The organism is Sphingomonas sp. TF3, from assembly GCF_003985085.1.
Lineage (GTDB): Bacteria > Pseudomonadota > Alphaproteobacteria > Sphingomonadales > Sphingomonadaceae > Sphingomonas.
The window spans coordinates 45286-66668 of sequence record NZ_RWKS01000013.1 but is presented as its reverse complement, the minus strand read 5'-3'; the positions used below and the strand labels follow the sequence as shown (position 1 = coordinate 66668).

The window sequence follows — 21383 nt, the reverse complement described above, 5'->3', positions numbered from 1 at the left end:
GTTTGGGGGTGGGGTAGCGGCGGCGGAGCGGGCTTGATGCCCGCTTCGACGCTATGGTCTGGGCGCAGCGTTTGCTGGACGGCCCCACCCCAACCCCTCCCCTGAAGGTGAGGGGCTTTCCGCACTCCACGCCTTGCCCCCCTCGCCCACCCCGCTTAGAGCCTGCGCGACATGGACCCGCGCCTCGCCCATATCCGCACCTGGATCTTCGATCTGGATAACACGCTCTATCCCGCGAGCGCGCGGCTGTTCGACAAGATCGACGCCAAGATGGGTGCCTATATCGCCGCCAAGTTCGAGGTCGATCTGGTCGAGGCCCGCCGCATTCAGAAGGGCTATTTCCACGGCCACGGCACCACGCTCGCCGGGCTGATGGCCGAGCATGACGTCGACCCGCACGCATTCCTCGATTTCGTCCACGACATCGAAATGGACGTGCTCGAAGAAAATGCCCCGCTCGCCGCTGCCATCGCGCGGCTGCCGGGGCGCAAGATCGTCTTCACCAATGCCGACACGCCGTATGCCACGCGCGTGCTCGGGCGGCTGGGCCTGGGCGAAAGCTTCGAGGCGATCCACGACATCCATGCGATGGACTTGCTGCCCAAGCCGCAAGCCTCGGCTTATGCCGGGCTGTGCGCGGCGTTCGACATCGCGCCCGCCGAGGCGATCTTCTTCGAGGACATGGCCCGCAACCTCGCGCCCGCCAAGGCGATCGGCATGACGACGGTGTGGGTCGACAATGGCTCCGAACAGGGGCCGGACGAGGACCGCAGCTATATCGATTTTACCTGCGCCGATGTGACGGCGTGGCTTCACGAGCATATGGGGGAAGCATGAGCGATCTGCAGCACACGATCGAAGCCGCATGGGACGCGCGCGACACGATCGGGTTTGGCACCACGGGCGCGGTGCGCGACGCAGTTGACAGCGTGCTCGACCAATTGGGTGCGGGCGCGGTGCGCGTCGCCGAACCCGAGGGCGACGGCTGGACAGTCAATCAGTGGCTCAAAAAGGCGGTGCTGCTCTCCTTCCGCCTCAACGATAACAGCCTGGTCGAGGGCGGCGCTGGCGGCGCGCCCGCGTTCGACAAGGTGCCCTCCAAATTCGCCGGCTGGGGCGAGGCCGAGTTCCGCGCGGGCGGCTTCCGTGTCGTACCGGGTGCGGTCGCGCGGCGCGGCAGCTTCATCGGCAAGGGCGCGATCCTGATGCCGAGCTTCGTCAATATCGGTGCCTATGTCGGCGAAGGCACGATGGTCGACACCTGGGCGACGGTCGGTTCCTGCGCGCAGATCGGCAAGAACGTGCACATCTCGGGCGGCGCGGGGATTGGCGGCGTGCTCGAACCGCTCCAGGCCGATCCGGTGATCATCGGCGACGGCGCGTTCATCGGCGCGCGCAGCGAAGTGGCCGAGGGCGTGCGCGTCGGCGAAGGCGCGGTGCTGTCGATGGGCGTCTATCTCGGTGCCTCGACCAAGATCGTCGACCGCGCGACCGGCGACGTGTATCGCGGCGAAGTGCCGCCTTATGCGGTGGTCGTGCCCGGCAGCATGGGCGGCGGCGACGGCAAGCCCGCGCTCTATTGCGCGGTCATCGTCAAGCGCGTCGACGCGCAAACGCGCAGCAAGACCAGCATCAACGAATTGCTGCGGGACTGAATCTCCTCCCCTCCCTGAAAGGGAGGGGCCGGGGGAGGGCAGTCTACGACAAGCGCAATGCTACGGACACGTCCCTCCCCTAACCCCTCCCGCTCGCGGGAGGGGAAATCCGGCTCGACACACGCAAAGGCTCTGCTAACCGCCACGCAAACGAAACAAACCATAAGAGGATTCCCGATGAACACCACCCGCTCCAAAACGCTCGACCGAGTCCTCGTGCTGGAAATGGTGCGCGTCACCGAAGCGGCGGCGATTGCCGCGTCGAAGCTGACCGGGCGCGGGGATGAAAAGGCTGCGGACGCAGCGGCGGTCGAGGCAATGCGCGCCGCGCTCAACAACCTCTATATGGACGGCACCGTGGTGATCGGCGAGGGCGAGCGCGACGAAGCGCCGATGCTGTTCATCGGCGAGAAAGTCGGCTCGGCGATCGGCAAGGGCCCCAAGATCGACATCGCACTCGATCCGCTGGAGGGCACCACGATCTGCGCCACCGCCGGCCCAAACAGCCTCGCCGTGCTCGCCATCGCCGAGGAAGGCGGGCTACTCAACGCCCCCGACGTGTACATGGACAAGATCGCCTGCGGCCCGGGCTATCCCGAGGGCATTATCGATCTCGACAAATCGCCGACGGAGAATGTCCGCGCGCTCGCCGCTGCCAAGGGGGTGGAACCGCGCGAGATCATCGCCTGCGTGCTCGATCGCCCGCGCCACCAGAAACTGATCGCCGAACTGCGCGAAGTCGGCTGCGGCATCATGCTGATCGGCGATGGCGACGTCGCGGGCGTGATCGCGACCACCAACCCCGACACCACCATCGACATCTATATGGGTGCGGGTGGCGCGCCCGAGGGCGTGCTGGCGGCAGCGGCGCTGCGCTGCGTCGGCGGGCAGTTCAAGGGCCGACTGCTGTTCCGCAACGATGATGAGCGCGCCCGCGCCGCCAAATGGGGCGTGACCGAACTCGACAAGCAATATGATCTGACCGAGCTCGCGCGCGGCGATTGCATCTTCGCGGCAACCGGCGTCACCGATGGGTCGCTGCTCGCAGGCGTCAAGCGCAAGGGCCATGTGATGACCACCGAAAGCGTGGTGATGCGCGCCAGCTCGGGCACGGTGCGCTGGGTCAAGGGCGAACACCGCATCTGAGGCGAAACGGCCTACCCGAAATCCGTCATGCCGGGCTTGTCCCGGCATCCACCGTGCCGCACATTCCGAACGTAAAGATTCGCGGCACCGTGGACCCCGGCACAAGGCCGGGGTGACGGGTGTGGAGTTTGGGGGCGTTATGCGAACACTGAAAATCCTTCTCGCGGCCAGTGCCGCGCTGCTCCCGGTCGCGCTCGTCGCTCGCCCGCAAGCCGCCCCGGCTCCCGCAGCGCAAGCGCAATCCCCCTACAGCTATGAAGAAGTGATGGTCCCGATGCGCGATGGCGCGCGGCTACAAACCGTCATCCTGCGGCCACGCGGCAAGACCGGCCCGCTGCCGATCCTGTTCCAGCGCACCCCCTATGGCGTGCCCGATGCGCCCCCGGCCAAGGTCCCCGGCAACCAGGTCTCGCTCGACAAAGACGGCTATATCTACGTCTACCAGTCGATGCGCGGTCGCTTCAAATCGGACGGCGTGTTCACGCTGTCGACTGCGGTCCATCCCGGCCAACCCAAGGTCACCGATGAATCGACCGATGCCTATGACAGCATCGACTGGCTGGTGAAGCATGTGCAGGGCAACACCGGCAAGGTCGGCATGTGGGGCGTGTCCTACCCCGGCTTCGCTGCCGCCGTCGCGCTGATCGGCCCGCACCCCGCGCTGAAGGCGGTCAGCCCGCAAGCCGCCTGGATCGATTATTGGAAGTCGGACGATCTCCACCGGGGTGGCGCGCTGCGCCTCAGCTACGCGACCGACTGGCTGTCGATGCTCCAGCTCGACAAGACCAAGGACACCGACTTTCAGTATGACCGCTACGACACCTATGACTGGTTCCTGAGCAAAGGCCCGGTCGCGGAAATCGACCGGCAAGTGTTCAAGGGCCAGGTGCCGATGTTCACTGCCCTGCTCGACCATCCCAATCACGATCGCTTCTACACCGATCAGCGCTGGAGCGACAAACTCGGCAAGACGACGGTGCCGACGCTCAACGTCGCGGGCTATTGGGATCAGGAAGACCCGTGGGGCTCCTGGCAGATCTATTTCAAGCAAGCGCAGAACGACCCCGATCATCTGGCGACGATGGTGGCGGGGCCATGGGCGCATGGCTGGTGGCAAGGCCCGACCGCCGCGCTGGGACCAATCCCGTACGGCGTGCCGAGCGGCCCACAATTCCAGGAACAGATCCAGGCGCCGTTCTTCGCCTATTGGTTGCACGGCACCGGCCCGCGCCCGACCTCGGGGGTGAAGAGCTTCCAGAGCGGGAGCTGGACGTGGAAAAGCTATCCCGGCTGGCCCGTGCCCGGCGCAAAAGCGACCGACCTCTATCTCCACGCCGATGGCTCGCTCTCCTTCACCGCACCCGCCGCCAGCGAAGGCTGCCGCGACTATGTGTCGGATCCGGCCAACCCCGTCCCCTTCCGCCCGCGCCCGATGTCGGGCACCTATCTCTCGCCCGATTGGTCGTGGTGGGAAGCCGCCGACCAACGCTTCCTACAGGGCCGCCCCGATGTGCTGAGCTACACCAGCGCGCCGCTTGATGCCGATCTGACGGTGACGGGCAGCGTGCTCGCCGAGCTCGCCGCCGCCACCAGCGGCACCGACAGCGATTTCGTCGTCAAGCTGATCGACGTCTATCCCGAAGATGCGGTCAAGCCGCCCGAACATCCCAAGCCCGGCGATTATGCCAAGTCGCTCAACGGCTACCAATTGCCGATCGCGATGGACGTCCGCCGCGGCCGTTTCCTCGCCAGCGACACCACACCGCAAGCGCTGGTGCCGAACAAGGTGACGCACTGGGACGTGCCCTTGCGCGAGCACGACCATGTCTTCCTGAAAGGCCACCGCATCATGGTGCAGGTGCAGTCGAGCTGGTTCCCGGTAATCGACCGCAACCCGCAAAACTTCGTCCCCAACATCGCCCGCGCCACGCCTGCCGATTTCGTCAAGGCCACGCAGCAGGTGTGCGCCGGATCGAAGATCGTGCTGCCGGTAGTGCGGTAGAGTCTCCCGCCCACGCCGGATCGCGCCGTAGCAAGCGGCTGGCGCGGCTCAGGGTTTCGCGGCGGGGCTTGGCAAAACGCGGATCGTAACCGGTGCCGTGCCAAAGACTTCGGCGGCGCGGGCTTTCAATTGGTCGAGCGACAGCGCGGCCAGCGCGCTTTGATAGCCACGCGCGCGCGCCAACGCGTCGGGCTGCGTCTGCGCCCAGTCAAGCGCATTGAGCCACCAGGCGTTGGTCCGCATATCAAGCGCGGCGCGCGCTTTCATCGGTGCCGTCACGCGCGCCAGTTCCTCCGCAGTCGGCCCCAATTCGCCGAGTGAACTCGCAATCGTGCGAAGCGTCCGTTCGGCAAGCGGAACGTCGCCGGTGGCGACTTCGACGATCGCACCGATATAGCCAAAGCCGCGCACACTGGTCGATGCCGCATATAAAGGCGCGGGAGAATAGGTCGCACCCGACGTCTGGCGCAGATCGTTGAAAAGCCGGGTCCGCAGGATCTCGTCGAGAACAGCCTGGGAAATACCGTCATTGGGGTCGAAGCCGTCGTGCGCCCGCCAAGCCGACACCACCAGCGCACGCCCGGCATCGCCGTGATGGGACCACACGATCGGCTCGCCGCCCGTCGGGAACTTCGGATCGGGCCCGGCGTCGTGCAACGGCTGGGCGCGGCGCGGGGGGAGTGCGCCGAGCGTTTCCGCAGTCGCCGCAATCGCTTTATCGACATCGATATCGCCGACGATCGTGACCTCGATCGGGGCATCGGCAAGGATCGGTGCGAAACGCTGCCGGCTCTGCGAGAAACTCAATCCGGCGACGTCGGCCAGATCGAGCGGCGCGAACCGCAGATCGCCGTTGCTGAACACCGGCCAGTGCCGTGCAAAAGCCGCCATCGCCGTCGCGTCCGCCTTTTGCAGCGCCGCCTCTACCCGTGCTTGCACCAAGGCGTCGGCATGCGGATCAAAATCGGGCTTGCCGACAAGATCCGCCCAAAGCCGAAGCTGATCGGACAACGATGCCGGGTTATTCTGCCCCTTGAACTGGACGACATTCGTTCCGAGCGCGACCGAATCGACCGACACTTGTGTCGCCCGCAAACCCGCGAGCAATTGCTCGGCGCTCAGCCCGGCGACGCCGCCGAGGTACAGCATCGACAGCGGCGGCGCGACCGGGCGTTCGCCATGTGGCATGGCCAGCAACCCGCCGCCCAACCGCATCGTGGTCAACACCTCATTGGCGCGGAAATCGGTATGTTTGATGTTGAGCCGGACTCCGTTCGCAAATCGTATCTGTTCGACACCCAGGTCATCGACATGATGCCGCTCGACGACGGTGCCCGCAGGCCCGGGAACGGGCAATTGCTTGGCGACGGCGAGGGTGAGATCGCGCGTCGGCAGCGGACCGCGATGCGCCAGGGCGTAAGCATCTCGCACAAGCGCCGAGGATGCGGGCAATGCCTCCGAGCCGGCAACCGCGATCGCCGGCGGCGTTTCCCGCCACACCGCATTATAGGCCGCCGCGATGTCCGCCGGGGACGCAGCGTTGAGCACTTCCGAGATGCGCTGGAAGTTCCGCTCCGGGAGCACAAAGACCTGGCGATCGGCATAGGCAGCCACAATGCCGTTGGCGAGTTCGGACGAGGTCCGCGCGGCGGCGCGCAACGACGCACCGCGTGCGCCCTTCAAGGTATTGGTAACGGCGCGATCGACTTCCGGGACGGTGAATCCGGTCACCAGCGGTCGGCGCGTCTCCTGCTCGAGCAGCGTCAGCGCCTCGTGCCATTTGCCGGTACGGAAATTCGCGGAGAACGAATAAAATTCGGCGAGCTCAGGCCAGCGCGAGGTTTGGAAAGAAACCGAGGCGATCGGAACCTGCGGGCTGGTCAACACGAGCCGCTCGAGCCGATCGCGCACGATGGCCATGCCGAGCGTCGCCAAGATCGCATCGTGCCGCGTCGCCGCCGTCGGCACGACGTTGGGCTGCGGCTTTGCCACGCCAAGGGTCAGCGAATCGGTAAGTCCGGCTTCTTGCACGACGGATGCGGACGCGGTGCGCGGTTGAAACAGCACGGGCTTGAGCGCGGGAATCGGCGCGGACGGCCGTTTCCAGCTTGCAAACGCAGCCTCAAGTGCCTTGCCGGTTTCGCTCGGGTCGACATCGCCCACCACGACGAGAAAAGCGGTGTCGGGCCGATACCAACGGTCATGAAACGCGCGCAACTGGTCCGCCGTAATGGTATGAAGCGAGGCCAGCCGTTGCGCAGGCGTTTCCCACAAATAGGGCAGTTCGGGATAGAATTGCTGCCGCAGCGCCCGGGCTGCGCGCGTTGCCTGCGTCTCGCCGCCCGCAATCTCCGCCCCCACCACACCCTTTTGCCGCTCAACCTCGTTGGCGTCGAACAACGCGCCATCGCTAAACCCGCGCAGGAACCGCAGCGCGAGCGCCAGCTTCTCGGTCGTCACTTGCGGGATCGAAAGGCTGTACACTGTGCCGCGCGCAGAAGTCGCGCCGTTGACATCACCCCCCAATTGCAGACCGGCCGATTGCAATTGCGCGATTGCATCGCCCTTGGGAAACGTCGTGGTCGCGCCGAACGCCATATGCTCGACGAGGTGCGCAAACTCCTTTTCGTTGGCGGACTGCTGCGCGGTGCCGACCGCAATATGATATTCGACGACAGCGACCCCCTTGGGCTCGGCGCTGCGCATGACCGCGTAGCGCAGGCCATTGGCGAGTTCGCCGTAGTGGATCGCGGGATCGGGGGTCTCGCCACGCTCTTCGGCAACCCATAACGGAGTTTGTGCGGACGCGCAGGGCGAGCCAATCACCGCGAAGGCCACAGCGACTACCCAAAGCCTTCGCATCCGCCCGTTCCCTATTCGCGCGCCAAGCAGGCCGGGGGGGCGTAAACCACCTCCCCCTTCCGCTCGATTCATGTCGCTATCTTGTTATTTTTGAAACTTTAAAAGTGATTCGTAAACTATCAAAACGACCGCGTTAAACAAACCAATGCCGTTCAAAACACCGCCGACAATGCGACGGTGCGACATCCAAGGGGCGGCTTGCGATCCCCAATTTCCGGCATCGGTTCATTCCCGCTTGCGACGGCGCAAACGACAGCGGAGTGGGTCGCCAATTCGGGTCTCGCGGTCTAGATCGCTCGACGGTGCGCTTGACGCTCATGCTCGTAGCGGCTTGGGTTGCGCGCGCCTGATCCGCTATGAAAGCAATCTCTTATGACGCTGTCAGACCTCCTCGTACCCACTTACGTGCAGATGCTCGGCGCGTTGTCGAAGTGGCTTGCCAAAGCTGAGGCCCAGCGACCGACCGGCGGCGCAGACGCCTTGTTGGGCGCGCGGCTCGCGCCGGACATGTTTCCTTTGGCGACCCAGGTGCGCTTCGCATGTCGGCAAGCGCAGGAAGGAGTCTTCCGGCTGTTGGAACGAGACTTTCCGCCGTCGTTGCAGATCCTGCTGGACGAAGGGCGCAACGCCGACGAGCGGCCGGGCACCGTGGCAGACGCACAAGCCCGGATCGCGGAAACGCTGGCGATCGTAGAGTCCGCCGGGGCAGCGGGCATCGCAATTGAACCTGCGACCCCAATTGCCCATGCTCTGCCGAACGGCATGATTTTGGACCTCACTGCGCAGCAATACGCCCGCGACTGGGCGCTGCCACAATTCTATTTCCACGTGATGACTGCCTATTCGATCCTTCGAGCTCAAGGCATTGATCTCGGGAAAGCCGATTACGCCTCACATATGTTCCAATATTTCCGCGCCCCTGCAGCGTCCTGAGGCTGGCACACAGGGGCGCAAATCGCTCCGATGCGGGATGGATGTTTCTTGGGAGCCCCAGACATTCAGTGCGGCTGTAGGCCGCACTCGTTCATCGCGGCGCTGCCCCATGATCGCGCGATCGACGCCGCTGCGCTTACTGAGCGTGGCGAGGCTCGAGCCACCCGCCATCGGCCAACCAGTCGTGCAGACGGTCCGGCCAATGCAGGATCGAGATGCGGTTCGATTCGTCCAGATTGAAGGCATGGCCGCTCTCGGCATACATATGGAGTTCCGCCGACATGCCATTGGTGCGCAACTGTTCATACAGCGCCACAGAGGGTGCAGCACAGCATGGGTCAATGGATCCCGCAACAATGAACGCTGGCGGCGCTTGCTTGATCGCTTTGGCGGGGATTCCGCGCGGCCCCGGGAAAACCAGGATTTGAAAGTCCGGCCGTGCCAGCTCGGTATCGATCGCGTCACGTTTCGGACGACTAGCAGGCTCGGGATTGTCGGCGATCAGCGAGACAAGCTCGCCGCCGGCCGAAAAGCCCATGACGCCGACCCGCTTAGGATCGATGCCATAACGCGCGGCATTGGCACGAACCCATCGCACCGCACGTCGCGCGTCATCGGCGGCATCGCCTTCCACCGAATAAGGCGAGCCAGGCTCATTCGCGAGGCGATATTTAACGACGAAGGCCGATATCCCCATCCGGTTGAGCGCCACTGCGGCCTTGGTCCCCTCATTGGTCCAGACAAGCAATTTGTGCCCGCCGCCAGGAAAGATCACCACTGCGGCACCGCTATTGTGATCGCGGTTGGCCGGATAGGCGATCACCGATGGCCGGTGGATGTTGCGCACCCAATAGTCGCGACCGATTTCCGCTTCCGTGCTTCGCGCGCCGACGCCCGGCGCGCCCGTCGGCCAAAGCGGCACGCTTGCCGGTATGGTGGACTGTTCGACGGGAGGATCTTGCGCGATGACCGGCACGGAAGCGGCTAACGCAGTCAACACCACGATTGCGCGAATCATCATTGTCTCATCCTATCCGGTCGGCTCAGGCAGGCCCTCACCATCGCTTTGGCAGCGAGCAACGGGCTTTGATAGCGTTTACGTGGCGTAGCGGATCTCGAGCCGACAGCGCTCCTCCTCGACCGGAACCGGTTACCTGCGGCCGGTGAGGAACTGCGCGACTTTATACGCATCCGCGACACTGTTGGTCCGCGGGTGGCGACACATCTGACACCCCAACCGCAGCCGTGAAAGCGGACCGCCTTGCAAACCGCGCAAGCGGGCGGTTCGCTCGCCGCAATCTTTCAGGTCGTGCGTGCGCCGTCGACTGGCGCTTCAGAAGTGGGGATCGAAATTGAAATAGATCGGGTTCGACAGCGCGATCATCTTGCCGCTGAGCAGGCTCGAAACCGGCACTTGCGGATAGGGGGTTTGCGGGCCTTCGACCTCGACGCGGTAATAGCTGCGCCCCTTTGCGGCGGGCGTGTCGGCGAAGGTTACGGCGTTGCTCGCGGGGTCGGTGTCATAGGTGCCGAGCGGATCGCCATTCTTGATCACGCGGACGTGATAGACCCCACCGCGCACGCCGCCTCCGACAAGGCGCACCTGAAACGTGACCGGCTTTCCGGTCGGGCGCGCATTGTCGCCCATCATCATGTCCATACGCCCATCCCCGTCGAGATCGGCGCGTAGCTCTACGCGCGGGTCGTACGGATTGGCGCTGATCGACACGCGGCCATTGGTCAGCGCGTCGACCACGCCCCTGGCATCGCGTGTCTTGGCGAACACCCAGGTGGTTGGCGTGCCGACATAGTTGGCGCTGCGTTCGCCGGTGTGGGACGTCTTCTGCTCGGGCGTATCGGGTGTGCCGTGATGCGAATCGCTGCCGCCGCGACCGGTGAGCTTGCGGCCCGATTTGAGCATGTCGTCCCAGATCATGATGGCAGCGGCATTGTTGGGCCAGATCGCCGAGTTCCACACTTCCAGCGAATCGAGCATGTCGAAGCTGAAACCGAAATGGTCCTTGCCGGCGGGATGGTTGCCCGAAAGGTGAATGCCGAGCGCTTTCTTGACCGCAAGGATGTTCGCGTCGCGCGCATCGCGCACATCGAACAGGCGCTGATGGTCGTAGGGCTTGGCCGAGAACACGTTGCCGTGGCCGCGCTCGGTCGTCCATTCGGCACCGTAGAGCAGGATCACCGACTTGGATTTGAATTCGGGATCGCTCCAGGTGTTGTGCGCGACATCACCCGCGACGTGATTGTCGTGATCGGTGATGGCGAGATAGTCGAAGCCCGTATCCTCGGCGAATTTGATGATCTTCGCTTCGGGATTGTTGGTCGAATCCTTGCTGTGACGCGAGTGCAGATGGAGATCGCCCTTAAGCCACTGGCCATCGGTCAGGCTGGCGACCGGCGGGATGCGCGGGGAATCGCCCGCAGCGGCAAGCAACGGCGTTTGTGCCAGGACGAGCGCCAGCAGAGTAAGACCAACACGCACGGCAGGATCCTTTCGAACAGAGAAAGCGGCGCGCGGCGTGATGGCTTCACGCCGCGCCCGCGTCAGAAGCGGTAGGTGAGCGAGCCGCGGTAGTTGCGCTGATAGAGCGAACTGCCGATGTAGACGGGCTGCCCGGCCTGGCTGTTGTCGATCGTGCCCGCGCGCGGGTTGCCGTTGACCAGGCCAAAGGCATTGGTGACGTTCGCGACGATCAGCCCGAATTGCAGTTTTGGCGTGATCTGGAATTGCGCGTCGAAATCGACCGACCAATAGGATGGCAGCCGGATCTGGTTGGCGACGTCGGTATAGAGCGCACCGACATAATTGACGTCCGACTGGAGGCGCACCTTGCGGTCGAACAGCGTCAGGCCCGGCGTGATGCGGAAGGTATTGTCGGGCACGCCGTTGACGCGGTGGTGCGAATAATCCGTCAGCACGCCCGCGCTGTTGGTATAGACGAACTTGCTGAAGCGATTGTCCTGCCAGGTCCAGGAAGCGTGCAGATCGAACCAGTCCGTCGGCCGCCACGTCCCCTCAATCTCGGTGCCGGTGGTCTTGGTGTCGCCATAGACCGTGACCGGCGACAACAGGCCATTGGCGAGCTTCTGATAATCGCTGATCGCGTAGCTGTTATACACCGTGCGGAAGGCCGTTGCGTAGAGATCGATCTTGCCGCGCGAATATTTGACCCCGCCCTCGAGCATATTGAGCGTCTGGACGACGGGCGCAGCATTGGCGTTGGTGATGAAGCTCGACACTGCAGGAAGCCGGAAGGTGTCGGTATAGCGCGCGAACACGCCGAAAAACGGACGGACCTGATAATTGGCGGCCGCGGTCCAGCCGACATGATCGTATTTGCGCGAAAAGGGCGTGAACACCCCGGTGCCGACGCCGACCGAATCGTCGGCGCTGGTCGGGCTCTGGCCGAGATTGACCTTCTTGGTGCCCTCGACCTGCCCGCGCGTCTTGATCTGCTCGTAGCGCACACCGCCCTCGAGCCTGAACTTGGGGGTCAGCTGCCACTCGTCGCTGGCATAGGCTGCGATATTGTCCGAGCTGCCGCTCGCATTGGCATATTCGGCACCGTATTGGATGACGCCATTGTCACTGATCTTGAACAGCTTGTTGCCCTTCGCATCAACGAGATAGGCGTCGAGCACTTCGGCATGCGGCTTGACGTCGGTCAGCACGGCGGCGCTGAGCGCGTTATAATCTTCCTGCTCGCGCGCATAATAGACGCCGAACGCCAGGTTGTGCGTGCCGAGAAAATCGACCTTGCCGACCAATCGGGTGTCGGTGATGAATTCGTCGAGCGGCACGGTGTGCGTGCGCGCAAGGTCGATCAACGCCAAGCCGTTGCCGTTCTGATTGGCGAGATTGAAGGCCGCACCACTGTCGCGGTAGATTGGGGCATAGCTCGTCCCGGTCGGGGGTTTGCCGAAGGTGCTGGTCAGCAGCGCGCTCGCCGACGCGGCGACTGAATAGGGCGTGATGCTGTTCCGCTGCGTCCAGCTCGTGCGATAGCGGACATTCTCCTCGACCTTGAAGCTGTCGGTAATGTCGTAATGCGCCTGGAAGCTGAGCTGCGTCAGTTTGACGCTGCTGCCGACGCCATTGTCGAACTTGACCGTGCCGTTCGGCGTCAGAAAGGTGAAATAGCGCGTGTCGGGACCGACGACATTGTCGACCTTATTGTCCAGTCCAACCACATTGGCCGGCGTCCCGTCGGCATTGGCCTGATAAATGCCACCGCCCCAATAGCCAACGCGCTCGTCGATCCGCTTTACGCCGAAGCTGATCCCGCCGCGCTCGAACTCCTTCGACAGGTTCAGGCGGATCTGGCCGCCACGATCCTGCGTGAAGCCCGAATTGTGCGGACCATCCGACACGCGGTAATAGCCGCCGGTGAAAAAATGCCACCCGGTCGCGCCAATCGGCCCGCCGATCCACCCGTCGATCCGGTGCGAATTGTAGCTCGCCGCTTCGTAGCGCGCGAGAGCTTCGAGCGTGTCGCCGCCCTTGCGCGTGATGAAGTTGATCGCAGCGCCCGGCGCATTCGAATAGAAGATCGCCGAGGGTCCGCCGCGCACCACTTCGATCCGCTCGACGCTCTGGTCGATGCGCAAAGACTGGTCGCCGTTGAGCCAGCCGAGCCCCGGGTCGCCCTGGATCGGGATACCGTCCTCGAGCAAGGCGACGGTCTGATAGCCGTCGCTCGGGATGCCGCGCACGCGCACGCCGCCGGCGACTTCACCCGAGGTCGGTGCGCTGTAGAAGCCCGGCACCTGCTTGAGCGCCTCAGCCACGCCGATCGGCGCGCGGATGCGCAGATCCTGGTCCGAGATCGTCGAGATCGCATAGCTCGTCTCGACCTTGCGTTGGCGCGACGTGCCCGCGCGGCCGGTCACGACGATATCGTCACCATCGGCGACCTGCGTCTTATCCGGTTCCTGCTGCGCCGCCATGGCCTGATCGGCCACCGCATTGTGCTGCGCTTGCGCTGGAGTGGCGATCGCTGTGCCAGCCAGCAAGGTGGCGACCAGCGTCGATCGATGAACGATGGAATGGATCATTATGCGCCCCGAATGATTCGTGTCGACGCGCATATGATAGTATTCGGTATCGTTTTTATGACAGGTCGGGAATTGTCCCGTCAGGCGTCGGCCGATAGCGCAAGGCCCGACGCCACAGTCGTCTGGGGCGTCGGCGGCACCCTTCCCAAATCGGGGTGATAATAGAGCGAGCGAAAAATATAGGTCAGATCTGCAAAGACTTCCTCGCGCGAGTCCGCGTCTTCCTTGAGCATTTCATCCACCGAATAGGCGATCTCCACCGCCAGCCGCGTACGGCGGCGGACCAGCTCGCGCGGCACGCCAGGCAGATAGGTCATGTAAACGTCCGTCATCAGATCGGTGACAAAATGATGCGAAGCGAGTCGGATGTGGGTGAGGCTCGGCACTGCACGGAGGGCGCGCATAATCCAGATCGCGCCTGGCTGCTGACGCGTGATCGCGTCCATTTCGCGAACCAGATCTTCGATATGATCGACCAAGGTATCGTATCCCGCATCCCGATACCGGTCGATCCAGCGGGTCAGGGCTTCATTCTGGCGCTGCATCAGTCGTTCCGCCAATGCCTCGATAACGGCATATTTATCATCGAAATATCGATAGAATGCAGGAGAGGTCAGCTTGGCGCGCTGGACAATGAGGTTGCTCGAAATCCGCTCGATGCCAACCTCCTCAAGCAGCGTTTCCGCAGCCGAAAGCAGGAGCTCATAGGTTTTGCGCGACCGCTCCTGCATCGGCTTGCGATGATTGCTCAATACATCTCTCCTGTCGCGACCGGCGCGCTTCTCACGACCAGAGCATAGCGACAAGGCGATATTGATAGCTATCGTTTCTTGATGTCAACCGCGCGCGCGAATCCCGACCGGCACCGTCACGTTGGCGGCCGGTGGTTTCGCGGTCAGGGGCGACATCGCATGATCAGCGAAGGACGCTGTTTGTAAACCGGTCAATCACAACGGATTGCCCAGAGCACGGCCCCTGGCGCGATCACGCGCCCAATCGGACGGTCCTCGATCGCATCTTTCCACCGCCCCGCAAAGGGTAACGCCTGCGGCACATCACCGAAATTCGCAACGAGTACGACCGTATCGCTATCGCCGCCGCGTGACACGACCAGCAGGCCCGGCACATCGGCCTGCACGTTTGTAGCGGCCTTGGCGTCGAACGCCGGCAAGGTGGTCCGCACCGCGAGAAGCCGCTCGGTCAGCGCCAGCCATTCCGCCCCAGCGCCCTTCCCCGCCGCCGCGCTATCCGCGCGTGACCAGTCCATCGGCGGCCGATGCAGCCAGCGCGCATCGTCCGGCGCAGCGGGATCGACATGGTTGGGCAGCCCGATTTCGTCGCCCATGTACAACATCGGCATGCCTGGCAGCGCCAGCATCGTCGCCAGCAGCAAGCGGTAGCGGCCGAGCGCTTCTGGGCCCTTAGTGCCAACCAGCGAGGCGAGCATCCCGACCGTACTGGCGGCCGCGCCGGGGCGGGCCTGAAAGCGGCGGCCATCGCCGAACCCGCCCACACCGGTGTAGAAATCCGAAATACGATCCAGCGCTTCGGCGGACACCCGCCCATTGAGTGCGGACCAGATGATGTCGTCATGACAGCGCAGGTAGGTGAGCCACGCCGTATCGGGCCGCGTCAGCACGGTATCGCGAACCAGATCGCCGACGATCGCCGCGTCGCCCGTCGCCAACGCCACCCATAACGCCGCCATCACGCCATTGTGATAGGCAAGCTGCGCCGCGCGCGTGCCATCCTGTGGCTCGATATAGGGCAGCACGTCGGCGGTGCGTTCGATCGCTTCCGCCAGCAGCGCGACACCGGGTGCAGCGATGTCGAGACCGGCGCGGAGCGCGGCGACCAGCCGGTGCGTTTCCGGCAAGTTGCGCGATACGCTCCCGCGCCGCTTCCACAGATAGGGCGCGCTATCGAGGCGAAAGGCATCCACGCCGATGTTCGACCAGAACAGCAATACGTCGAGCATTTCGCGGAAGACCGCTGGGTTCGACCAGTCGAGATCCCATTGGAACGGATAGAAGCTCGTCCAAACCCACCCGCCGAGCGCGGGCTCATGCGTGAAATTGCCCGGCGCGGTATCGGGGAAAACCTCGTCCAGATCGCGCTCCCAGGCGGCGACTTCGGCAGCGTCGTCGACAATGCGGTAATAGCCACGCATCTCGCGATCGCCAGCCAGTGCGGCCTGCGCCCAGGGATGATCCCGCGCGGTGTGGTTCAACACGCAGTCCATCGCCAGCGCCATGCCACGGTCGTGCAAATCGGCGGCCAGCGCCCGCACGTCGTCCAGATTGCCAAGCGCGGGCTCGATCGCGCGATAGTCCGCGACCGCAAAACCGCCATCGCTATGATCTGACTGGCTCAATGTCATGGGCAAGGGATGAAGCAAGCGGATGCCCAGCGCTTCCAGCCATGGCAATCTCTGCCGCAACCCGGCGAGGGTCCCGGCGAACCGATCGACATAGAAGCTGTAGCCGACCATGTCGGGCGCACCGAACCAGGCGGGATGCGCCGCCCGGTCGGCGTCGAGCGCGCGCAAGGCCGGCGATCTGGCCTCGGCGGCGGCGGACACCACCGCCGCGATCCGGTCGCGCTCCACCGGCCAGGCGGGATGGCCTTGGTAGAGCGGTTCCAGCAGATCGAACAACGACTGCAACGTCTCGCTCATCGGGCCAGCATTTGGCGGAAGAAGGCCGCAGCTTCGCCGTAAACTTCGCGCGATTCCGGCAGATCCGGATCGCGCTCGAAATCGCCGTGCGACAAGCCCTCATAGACGTTCAAGTCGCTAACGACCCCCGCCTGCTTCAGCTTGCGATGAACCCTGATGGTGTTGGAGAGGAACAAATCGCGGGTGCCCGTCGTCAGCAAGGTCGGCGGAAAGCCGGTGAAATCGGCATTGACGGGCGACAGCTCCGGGCCGGCCATGTTGTGACCATTCGCATAGAGCCGTGCGGCCGCGCCTAGTAGTCCGTCATAGGATACCAGCGCATTGTCGACATGGTCATTGGTGAAATAGCTGTCCCCGACCTTGTCGAGTTGCGCCCACGGCGTGCCCGCCCACAGCGCACCGGGCAGTGGCAAATGATGCGCCTTGGCGCGCACCACCAGCGCCAGTGTCATCGCCCCACCAGTCGACGATCCGAACACGCCGACACGCTTGGCGGGATATTGGGCGACGACCGCCTTCCACACTGCCTCGGCATCATCGATCGCGGCCGGATATGGGGCGTCCGGGGCCATGCGGTAATCGACGCTCAGCACTCTAAAGCCACGCCCGGCGAGCAAGATGGCATCGCGTAGCCCGGCTTTGCCGGGGGCGAAAACATACGCGCCGCCGTGGAAGTTGAGCAGGATGCGGTCCCGGTTCTCCGACGGCACGGTTTCTGGCTCGACCCAGAACACCGGCACGCCGTTCATCCGGTCTGCGCGGATCGTGACCTTTTCGCGGGCCATCAGCGCCGGCAACGCGGTTTCAATGTCGGCGGCGTAAGTTTTGACCAACGCGCGCCACGCCTCCGCCGATGCCGGATGCTGATCCCAGCTCGGGTTCATCGGCGATCCGATCAGCCGTTGTAATTCAGGGCTAACCGTTTTCGGCACGGGCAAAGGCCGCGGTGGAACGACGACGGTCTCGTCCATCGCTGCCGCCCTGTCCGTCGCCCCGACCGACACAAGCACCGTGGCCATCGCCGCCACCGCAAACGCTCGCCCGCGCATCAAAAACGCAGCGTCGCGGTGGCGCTGATGTTGCGCCCGGGGAAAGCGCGCGCGGTATCGATGCCGTCAGCCGGCACGCTGTCCGGCACCTGGCCGACCTCGGTAATTGCGATCACGTCGAACAGGTTCTGGACGTTCACCGAAAGCCGGATCGCTGGCGTTATCGCATAAGAGGCGAAGGCATTTGTCATGACATATCCCGGCATCTTCAGCGTGTTGACGTCAGCCGCGTAGGACGAGGTGGTGCCGGTGACGTTTGCGCCGATGTCGAACCGGTCGGTCCTGATCGAAGGCGTCGCCTGGAAGATCAAGGCCGCCTGGCGATACGGGATGTTGCCGTTCAGCGCCGGGGTTACCTGGCTCTCGGTAATCCGGGCATGGGTATAGGTGGCACCGGCCGTAAGGTGGAAAATGCCGCGATCGACCCCGCCTTCGAATTCCACGCCGTAAGACCGATATTTGTTGTTGATGATGGCTTGCTGCGGGATGACGATTTCATTGGCCTCGGCCGTGGTCGCGCGGAACGCCGTCAGGTTGACATAGGCCCCGCCTCGCCGGAACTTGATGCCCGCTTCCTGCTGATTGACGAAATTGACCGCGACTTCGTCCGCGACGCTGCCATCGGCCCGCACGCCGCCACCAAAGAGAATACGGTCCGCGTTGAACCGCGCACCGCGGCTCACGCGTGCGAAGAGCGCCAGACTCGGCATGACCTCATAGTTTGCACCGACCGAGTAGGTGAAATAGTTCTTCCGATAGTTGACGGGTGACGATGCCTGGGGATTGACCACGGGCACGCTGCGTTCCGGCGTCTGAATAATGCCGTCCTGGTTCACATCGACCACGCTCAGCCCGTTATTCGAGGCGTAATATCCGCTGGCCCTCGAACTGTTGAAACGGACGCTCCCGTCCAGGTTCAATTTACCAATTTTGTACGAAACCGCCAGATAAGGGGCATCGATATTGTAATCGACATTGTAATAACGCTGGCAGCAATTGCCGAACACCGGTTCGCCATAAGCGATGAGTCCGTTTTGCGTAACCGACTGACCGGCCGCATTATAGACGTTCAGCAGCGCCGCATCGCGCCCCTTCACTTCCTGAAGATAGCTGTTCCAGTGTCAATCCATCTGGATCGCCTGATAGGATTTGAAATAGCCGGCCGTCACATTGCCGGTGCCGCCACCGGCGCTGAAGTCGCGGTTCAGCGTCAGGATGTTGGTGGCATTGGTGAAATCGTTCAGCGTCACCCCGAAGGTCAGTGCGTTGATGCCGAGGCCGTTGCCACTGAGACCCGCCGGGTTGGCGATGACCTGCCCCGCATTTGGCCCGTTGGCATAGCGCAAGGTGGCTCCGACACCGCCGATTTCGCTCATCAAGGTGGTCAGCGGCGCGACCCGGCCCGGATAGGAGGTGGCGAAGCTGCCCGAATTGCTCGCAACGTTGAACTTGTCCTCGATGTGCCAGCCGCCGCCCAGATCGAATGATGCATCGGCACCGCCGCCGCGCGTCTTGACGCGGTAGCCGTCGCCCAGATCGGAGACGATCCGCTGCCCGCCGCTGCCGATCGCAATGTCCGAGCGGAAATAGGGCGACAGCGACGTTCCCGACCGCACGTCAAAACCCGGGAAGGACGAATAGGTCGGGTTCGCAGCGGTGCCGGTTACCCGAATGGGTGTCGGGACATAGATGGGCGAGCGATCGTCGAGATATTTGAAGTTCAGCCGGATGAAGCCGTTGGCGAAAGTCTTGGTGACGTTGCCCTTGATTTGGCCGCCGCGCTCCGACGTATAATCGGCGTTCCGCACGCCATTGCCGACGCGGTAAAACCCGCCAACATGAAACCGCCATCCTTCGCCGAGCGGCGCGCCATAATCGGCGTCGATCCGGGTACGGTTGAAATCAAGCCCCTTGGTGATGCCGACCGTTCCGCCGGCCACGTCGCCGGTTTTGCTGATGAAATTGATGATCGCGCCCGGCGCGTTGCTGGTGAAGGTCGAGGCGGAACCGCCGCGGACAACTTCGACGCGCGAAACACTATAGTCTGGGCGGACGAAGGTGTCGGCGGTCGCGAAGGCGATATCGCCGAAATCCAGCACCGGCAGGCCGTCTTCCTGAAACTGGACGAACTTGCCGCCACCGCTTGCCGCCGGCAAACCGCGGACCGCGATGTTGGCGTTGCTTTCGCCGCCTGAAGATTCGGCGCGCAGGCCCGGAATGTTGCGCAACAGGTCGGCGCTGCCCATTGGGGCGAGCTTGGCGATTTCCTGAGAGTCGACCGCGCTGATGGAGATGCTGGTCGTCAAACGGCGCTCGGGCCGGGCGGTACCTGTCACAATGATATCGGCGGCATCTGTTTTGGCTTCGGGCTCGACGGCCGCTTCCGGCGCGGGCACGGAACTCTGCGCGAGTGCGATCTGCGGCAGAAACGCCAAAGCCGTACCGGCGAGCAAAAGCGTTGCAAGCTTCATGATAACCCCTCCTAGTGTCCGCTGTATTGCGGCTTGAGGGATGCTCATAAGCGCTTCGCAATCGATTGCAATAATTTTTCGCAATCGTTTGTGAAAAGTTTGGATCGATGGTAGCGACCGCCGAAAGACAGGCTGTCACGAACAGGTTGGAGAGGGCGATGCACCAGAAGGCGGATGACAGCACGGGCAACGCGTCCGCAGGGGAGCGCAAGCCGCGCCTTTCCTTGGCGCGCATCTTCCAAATGAATATCGGCTTTTTCGGGCTCCAGTTCAGCTTCGGCCTGCAGCAAAGCAATATGGGGCCGATCTACAGTTACCTCGGGGCCAGCGAGGCGGCGATGCCGCTGCTGTGGCTGGCGGGCCCGATGACCGGGCTGCTGGTGCAGCCGCTCATCGGCGCGCTCAGCGACCGCACCATCAGCCGCTTCGGGCGACGCACGCCCTATTTCCTGATCGGCGCAATCCTGTGCAGCCTGGGGCTGCTCGCCATGCCGTACAGCCCGACGCTGTGGGTGGCAGCATCGTTGCTGTGGGTGTTGGACGCCGCCAACAATGTGACGATGGAACCCTATCGCGCCTATGTCGGCGACCGGCTCGATGCAAACCAGCGACCGATCGGGTTCTTGACCCAGAGCGCCTTCACCGGCCTTGCGCAAACGCTGGCCTACCTCGCCCCCTCCATCCTGGTCTATGCGGGAATGAGCCGCGATGCCGTCGACCTGAACGGCATCCCGCACATTACGAAAGCAGCCTTTCTGATCGGCGCGGTGCTGTCCCTTTCGACGATCCTGTGGTCGGTTCTGTCGGTCCGCGAGCTTCCCCTGACGGCGGCCCAGATTGCCGAGTTGCGCCTTACCCCGTTATCGGCCCGTAGCACGCTGCGCGAGATTGGCGACGCGATCCGGGAAATGCCGCCGACGATGCGACAATTGGCCGTGGCGATGCTGTTCCAATGGTATGCGATGTTCTGCTACTGGCAGTACATCACCTTTTCGCTGGCGCGCTCGCTCCACGGCACGAGCGACCCCGCCTCCCCCGGCTTTCGCGCCGCCGCACTTGCGACCGGGCAGCTTGGCGGATTTTACAATTTCATCGCCTTTGTCGGTGCCTTTGCGCTGGTGCCGGTGACGCGGGCATGGGGCGCGCGCAACGTCCATGCGCTGTGTATGGTGGCGGCGGGCGCTGCGATGCTGACGATCCCCGGAATCACCACGCAAAACTGGCTGTTCTTGCCGATGATCGGCATCGGTCTGGGTTGGGCCAGCCTGATGGGGAACCCGTACATCATGCTCGCGGATTCGATCCCACCGGCGCGAACGGGCGTGTATATGGGCATCTTCAACATGTTCATCGTTGTGCCGATGATGATCCAGAGCCTGACGCTGCCCTTGCTGTACAATGGCGTGCTGCGGGGCGACCCACGCAACGTGCTATATCTCAGCGGCGTGCTGATGCTTGCCGCCGCGCTGGCGACGATGCGGGTCGCGCCAGCGCGAACGGTCGCGACAGCGGCCTGAC

General features: G+C 63.7%; 15 protein-coding genes. 6 read left to right on the top strand and 9 right to left on the bottom strand.

What is annotated here, in order from left to right; all coding sequences use genetic code 11:
* Positions 1-171: 171 nt before the first annotated feature.
* The 4 genes from EJC47_RS13140 to EJC47_RS13125 all read left to right on the top strand — a co-directional run bounded on the left by EJC47_RS13140 (position 172) and on the right by EJC47_RS13125 (position 4803).
* On the top strand, positions 172-837 hold the full coding sequence (locus EJC47_RS13140; RefSeq protein ID WP_126848300.1) for a pyrimidine 5'-nucleotidase: 666 nt from the start codon (positions 172-174) through the stop codon (positions 835-837).
* A complete protein-coding gene (gene dapD, locus EJC47_RS13135) occupies positions 834-1655 on the top strand; it encodes a 2,3,4,5-tetrahydropyridine-2,6-dicarboxylate N-succinyltransferase (RefSeq protein WP_033963686.1) in 822 nt (273 codons plus the stop codon). The genes EJC47_RS13140 and dapD overlap by 4 nt, the downstream gene beginning before the upstream one ends.
* Positions 1656-1832: 177 nt before the next feature.
* On the top strand, positions 1833-2801 hold the full coding sequence (glpX, locus tag EJC47_RS13130) for a class II fructose-bisphosphatase (protein ID WP_126848298.1): 969 nt from the start codon (positions 1833-1835) through the stop codon (positions 2799-2801).
* 139 nt (positions 2802-2940) lie between these two features.
* A complete protein-coding gene (locus EJC47_RS13125) occupies positions 2941-4803 on the top strand; it encodes a CocE/NonD family hydrolase (protein ID WP_126848295.1) in 1863 nt (620 codons plus the stop codon).
* A gap of 48 nt (positions 4804-4851) precedes the next feature.
* On the opposite strand, the gene EJC47_RS13120 is transcribed toward EJC47_RS13125, so the two are convergent.
* Positions 4852-7665, bottom strand: a complete 2814-nt coding sequence (locus EJC47_RS13120) for a M16 family metallopeptidase (protein ID WP_185867671.1) — start codon at positions 7663-7665, stop codon at positions 4852-4854.
* Between the two features lie 372 nt (positions 7666-8037).
* Here EJC47_RS13120 and EJC47_RS13115 point away from each other — a divergent pair, with 372 nt between their 5' ends.
* On the top strand, positions 8038-8598 hold the full coding sequence (locus EJC47_RS13115; protein ID WP_126848291.1) for a DUF1993 domain-containing protein: 561 nt from the start codon (positions 8038-8040) through the stop codon (positions 8596-8598).
* 136 nt (positions 8599-8734) lie between these two features.
* Here the strand turns inward: EJC47_RS13115 and EJC47_RS13110 are convergent, their stop codons facing one another.
* The 8 genes from EJC47_RS13110 to EJC47_RS21370 form a co-directional block, all read right to left on the bottom strand.
* Entirely contained in the window at positions 8735-9619 is an 885-nt protein-coding gene (locus EJC47_RS13110) for an alpha/beta hydrolase (RefSeq protein WP_185867670.1), read from the bottom strand.
* 312 nt (positions 9620-9931) lie between these two features.
* Complete coding sequence (locus EJC47_RS13105; RefSeq protein ID WP_126848289.1) at positions 9932-11095, bottom strand: CehA/McbA family metallohydrolase; 1164 nt, start codon at positions 11093-11095, stop codon at positions 9932-9934.
* 62 nt (positions 11096-11157) lie between these two features.
* Positions 11158-13668 (bottom strand): TonB-dependent receptor, encoded by a 2511-nt coding sequence (locus tag EJC47_RS13100; protein WP_185867669.1) that lies wholly within the window; start codon positions 13666-13668, stop codon positions 11158-11160.
* Between the two features lie 80 nt (positions 13669-13748).
* Positions 13749-14420 carry a TetR/AcrR family transcriptional regulator gene (locus EJC47_RS13095; protein ID WP_126848285.1) on the bottom strand — a complete coding sequence of 224 codons (672 nt, stop codon included), beginning with the start codon at positions 14418-14420 and terminating at the stop codon, positions 13749-13751.
* A gap of 191 nt (positions 14421-14611) precedes the next feature.
* Positions 14612-16345, bottom strand: a complete 1734-nt coding sequence (locus EJC47_RS13090) for an alpha-amylase family glycosyl hydrolase (RefSeq protein ID WP_126848283.1) — start codon at positions 16343-16345, stop codon at positions 14612-14614.
* On the bottom strand, positions 16342-17364 hold the full coding sequence (locus EJC47_RS13085; RefSeq protein WP_260591571.1) for an alpha/beta hydrolase: 1023 nt from the start codon (positions 17362-17364) through the stop codon (positions 16342-16344). Before EJC47_RS13085 ends, EJC47_RS13090 begins: the two co-directional genes overlap by 4 nt.
* A 29-nt stretch (positions 17365-17393) precedes the next feature.
* Positions 17394-18491 (bottom strand): TonB-dependent receptor domain-containing protein, encoded by a 1098-nt coding sequence (locus tag EJC47_RS21375; RefSeq protein ID WP_260591570.1) that lies wholly within the window; start codon positions 18489-18491, stop codon positions 17394-17396.
* A 24-nt stretch (positions 18492-18515) separates the two neighbouring features.
* Positions 18516-19865, bottom strand: a complete 1350-nt coding sequence (locus EJC47_RS21370) for a TonB-dependent receptor plug domain-containing protein (RefSeq protein ID WP_260591569.1) — start codon at positions 19863-19865, stop codon at positions 18516-18518.
* A 158-nt stretch (positions 19866-20023) separates the two neighbouring features.
* Between EJC47_RS21370 and EJC47_RS13075 the strand changes: the two genes are divergently transcribed.
* Entirely contained in the window at positions 20024-21382 is a 1359-nt protein-coding gene (locus tag EJC47_RS13075) for an MFS transporter (RefSeq protein WP_126848279.1), read from the top strand.
* Position 21383 lies beyond the last annotated feature (1 nt).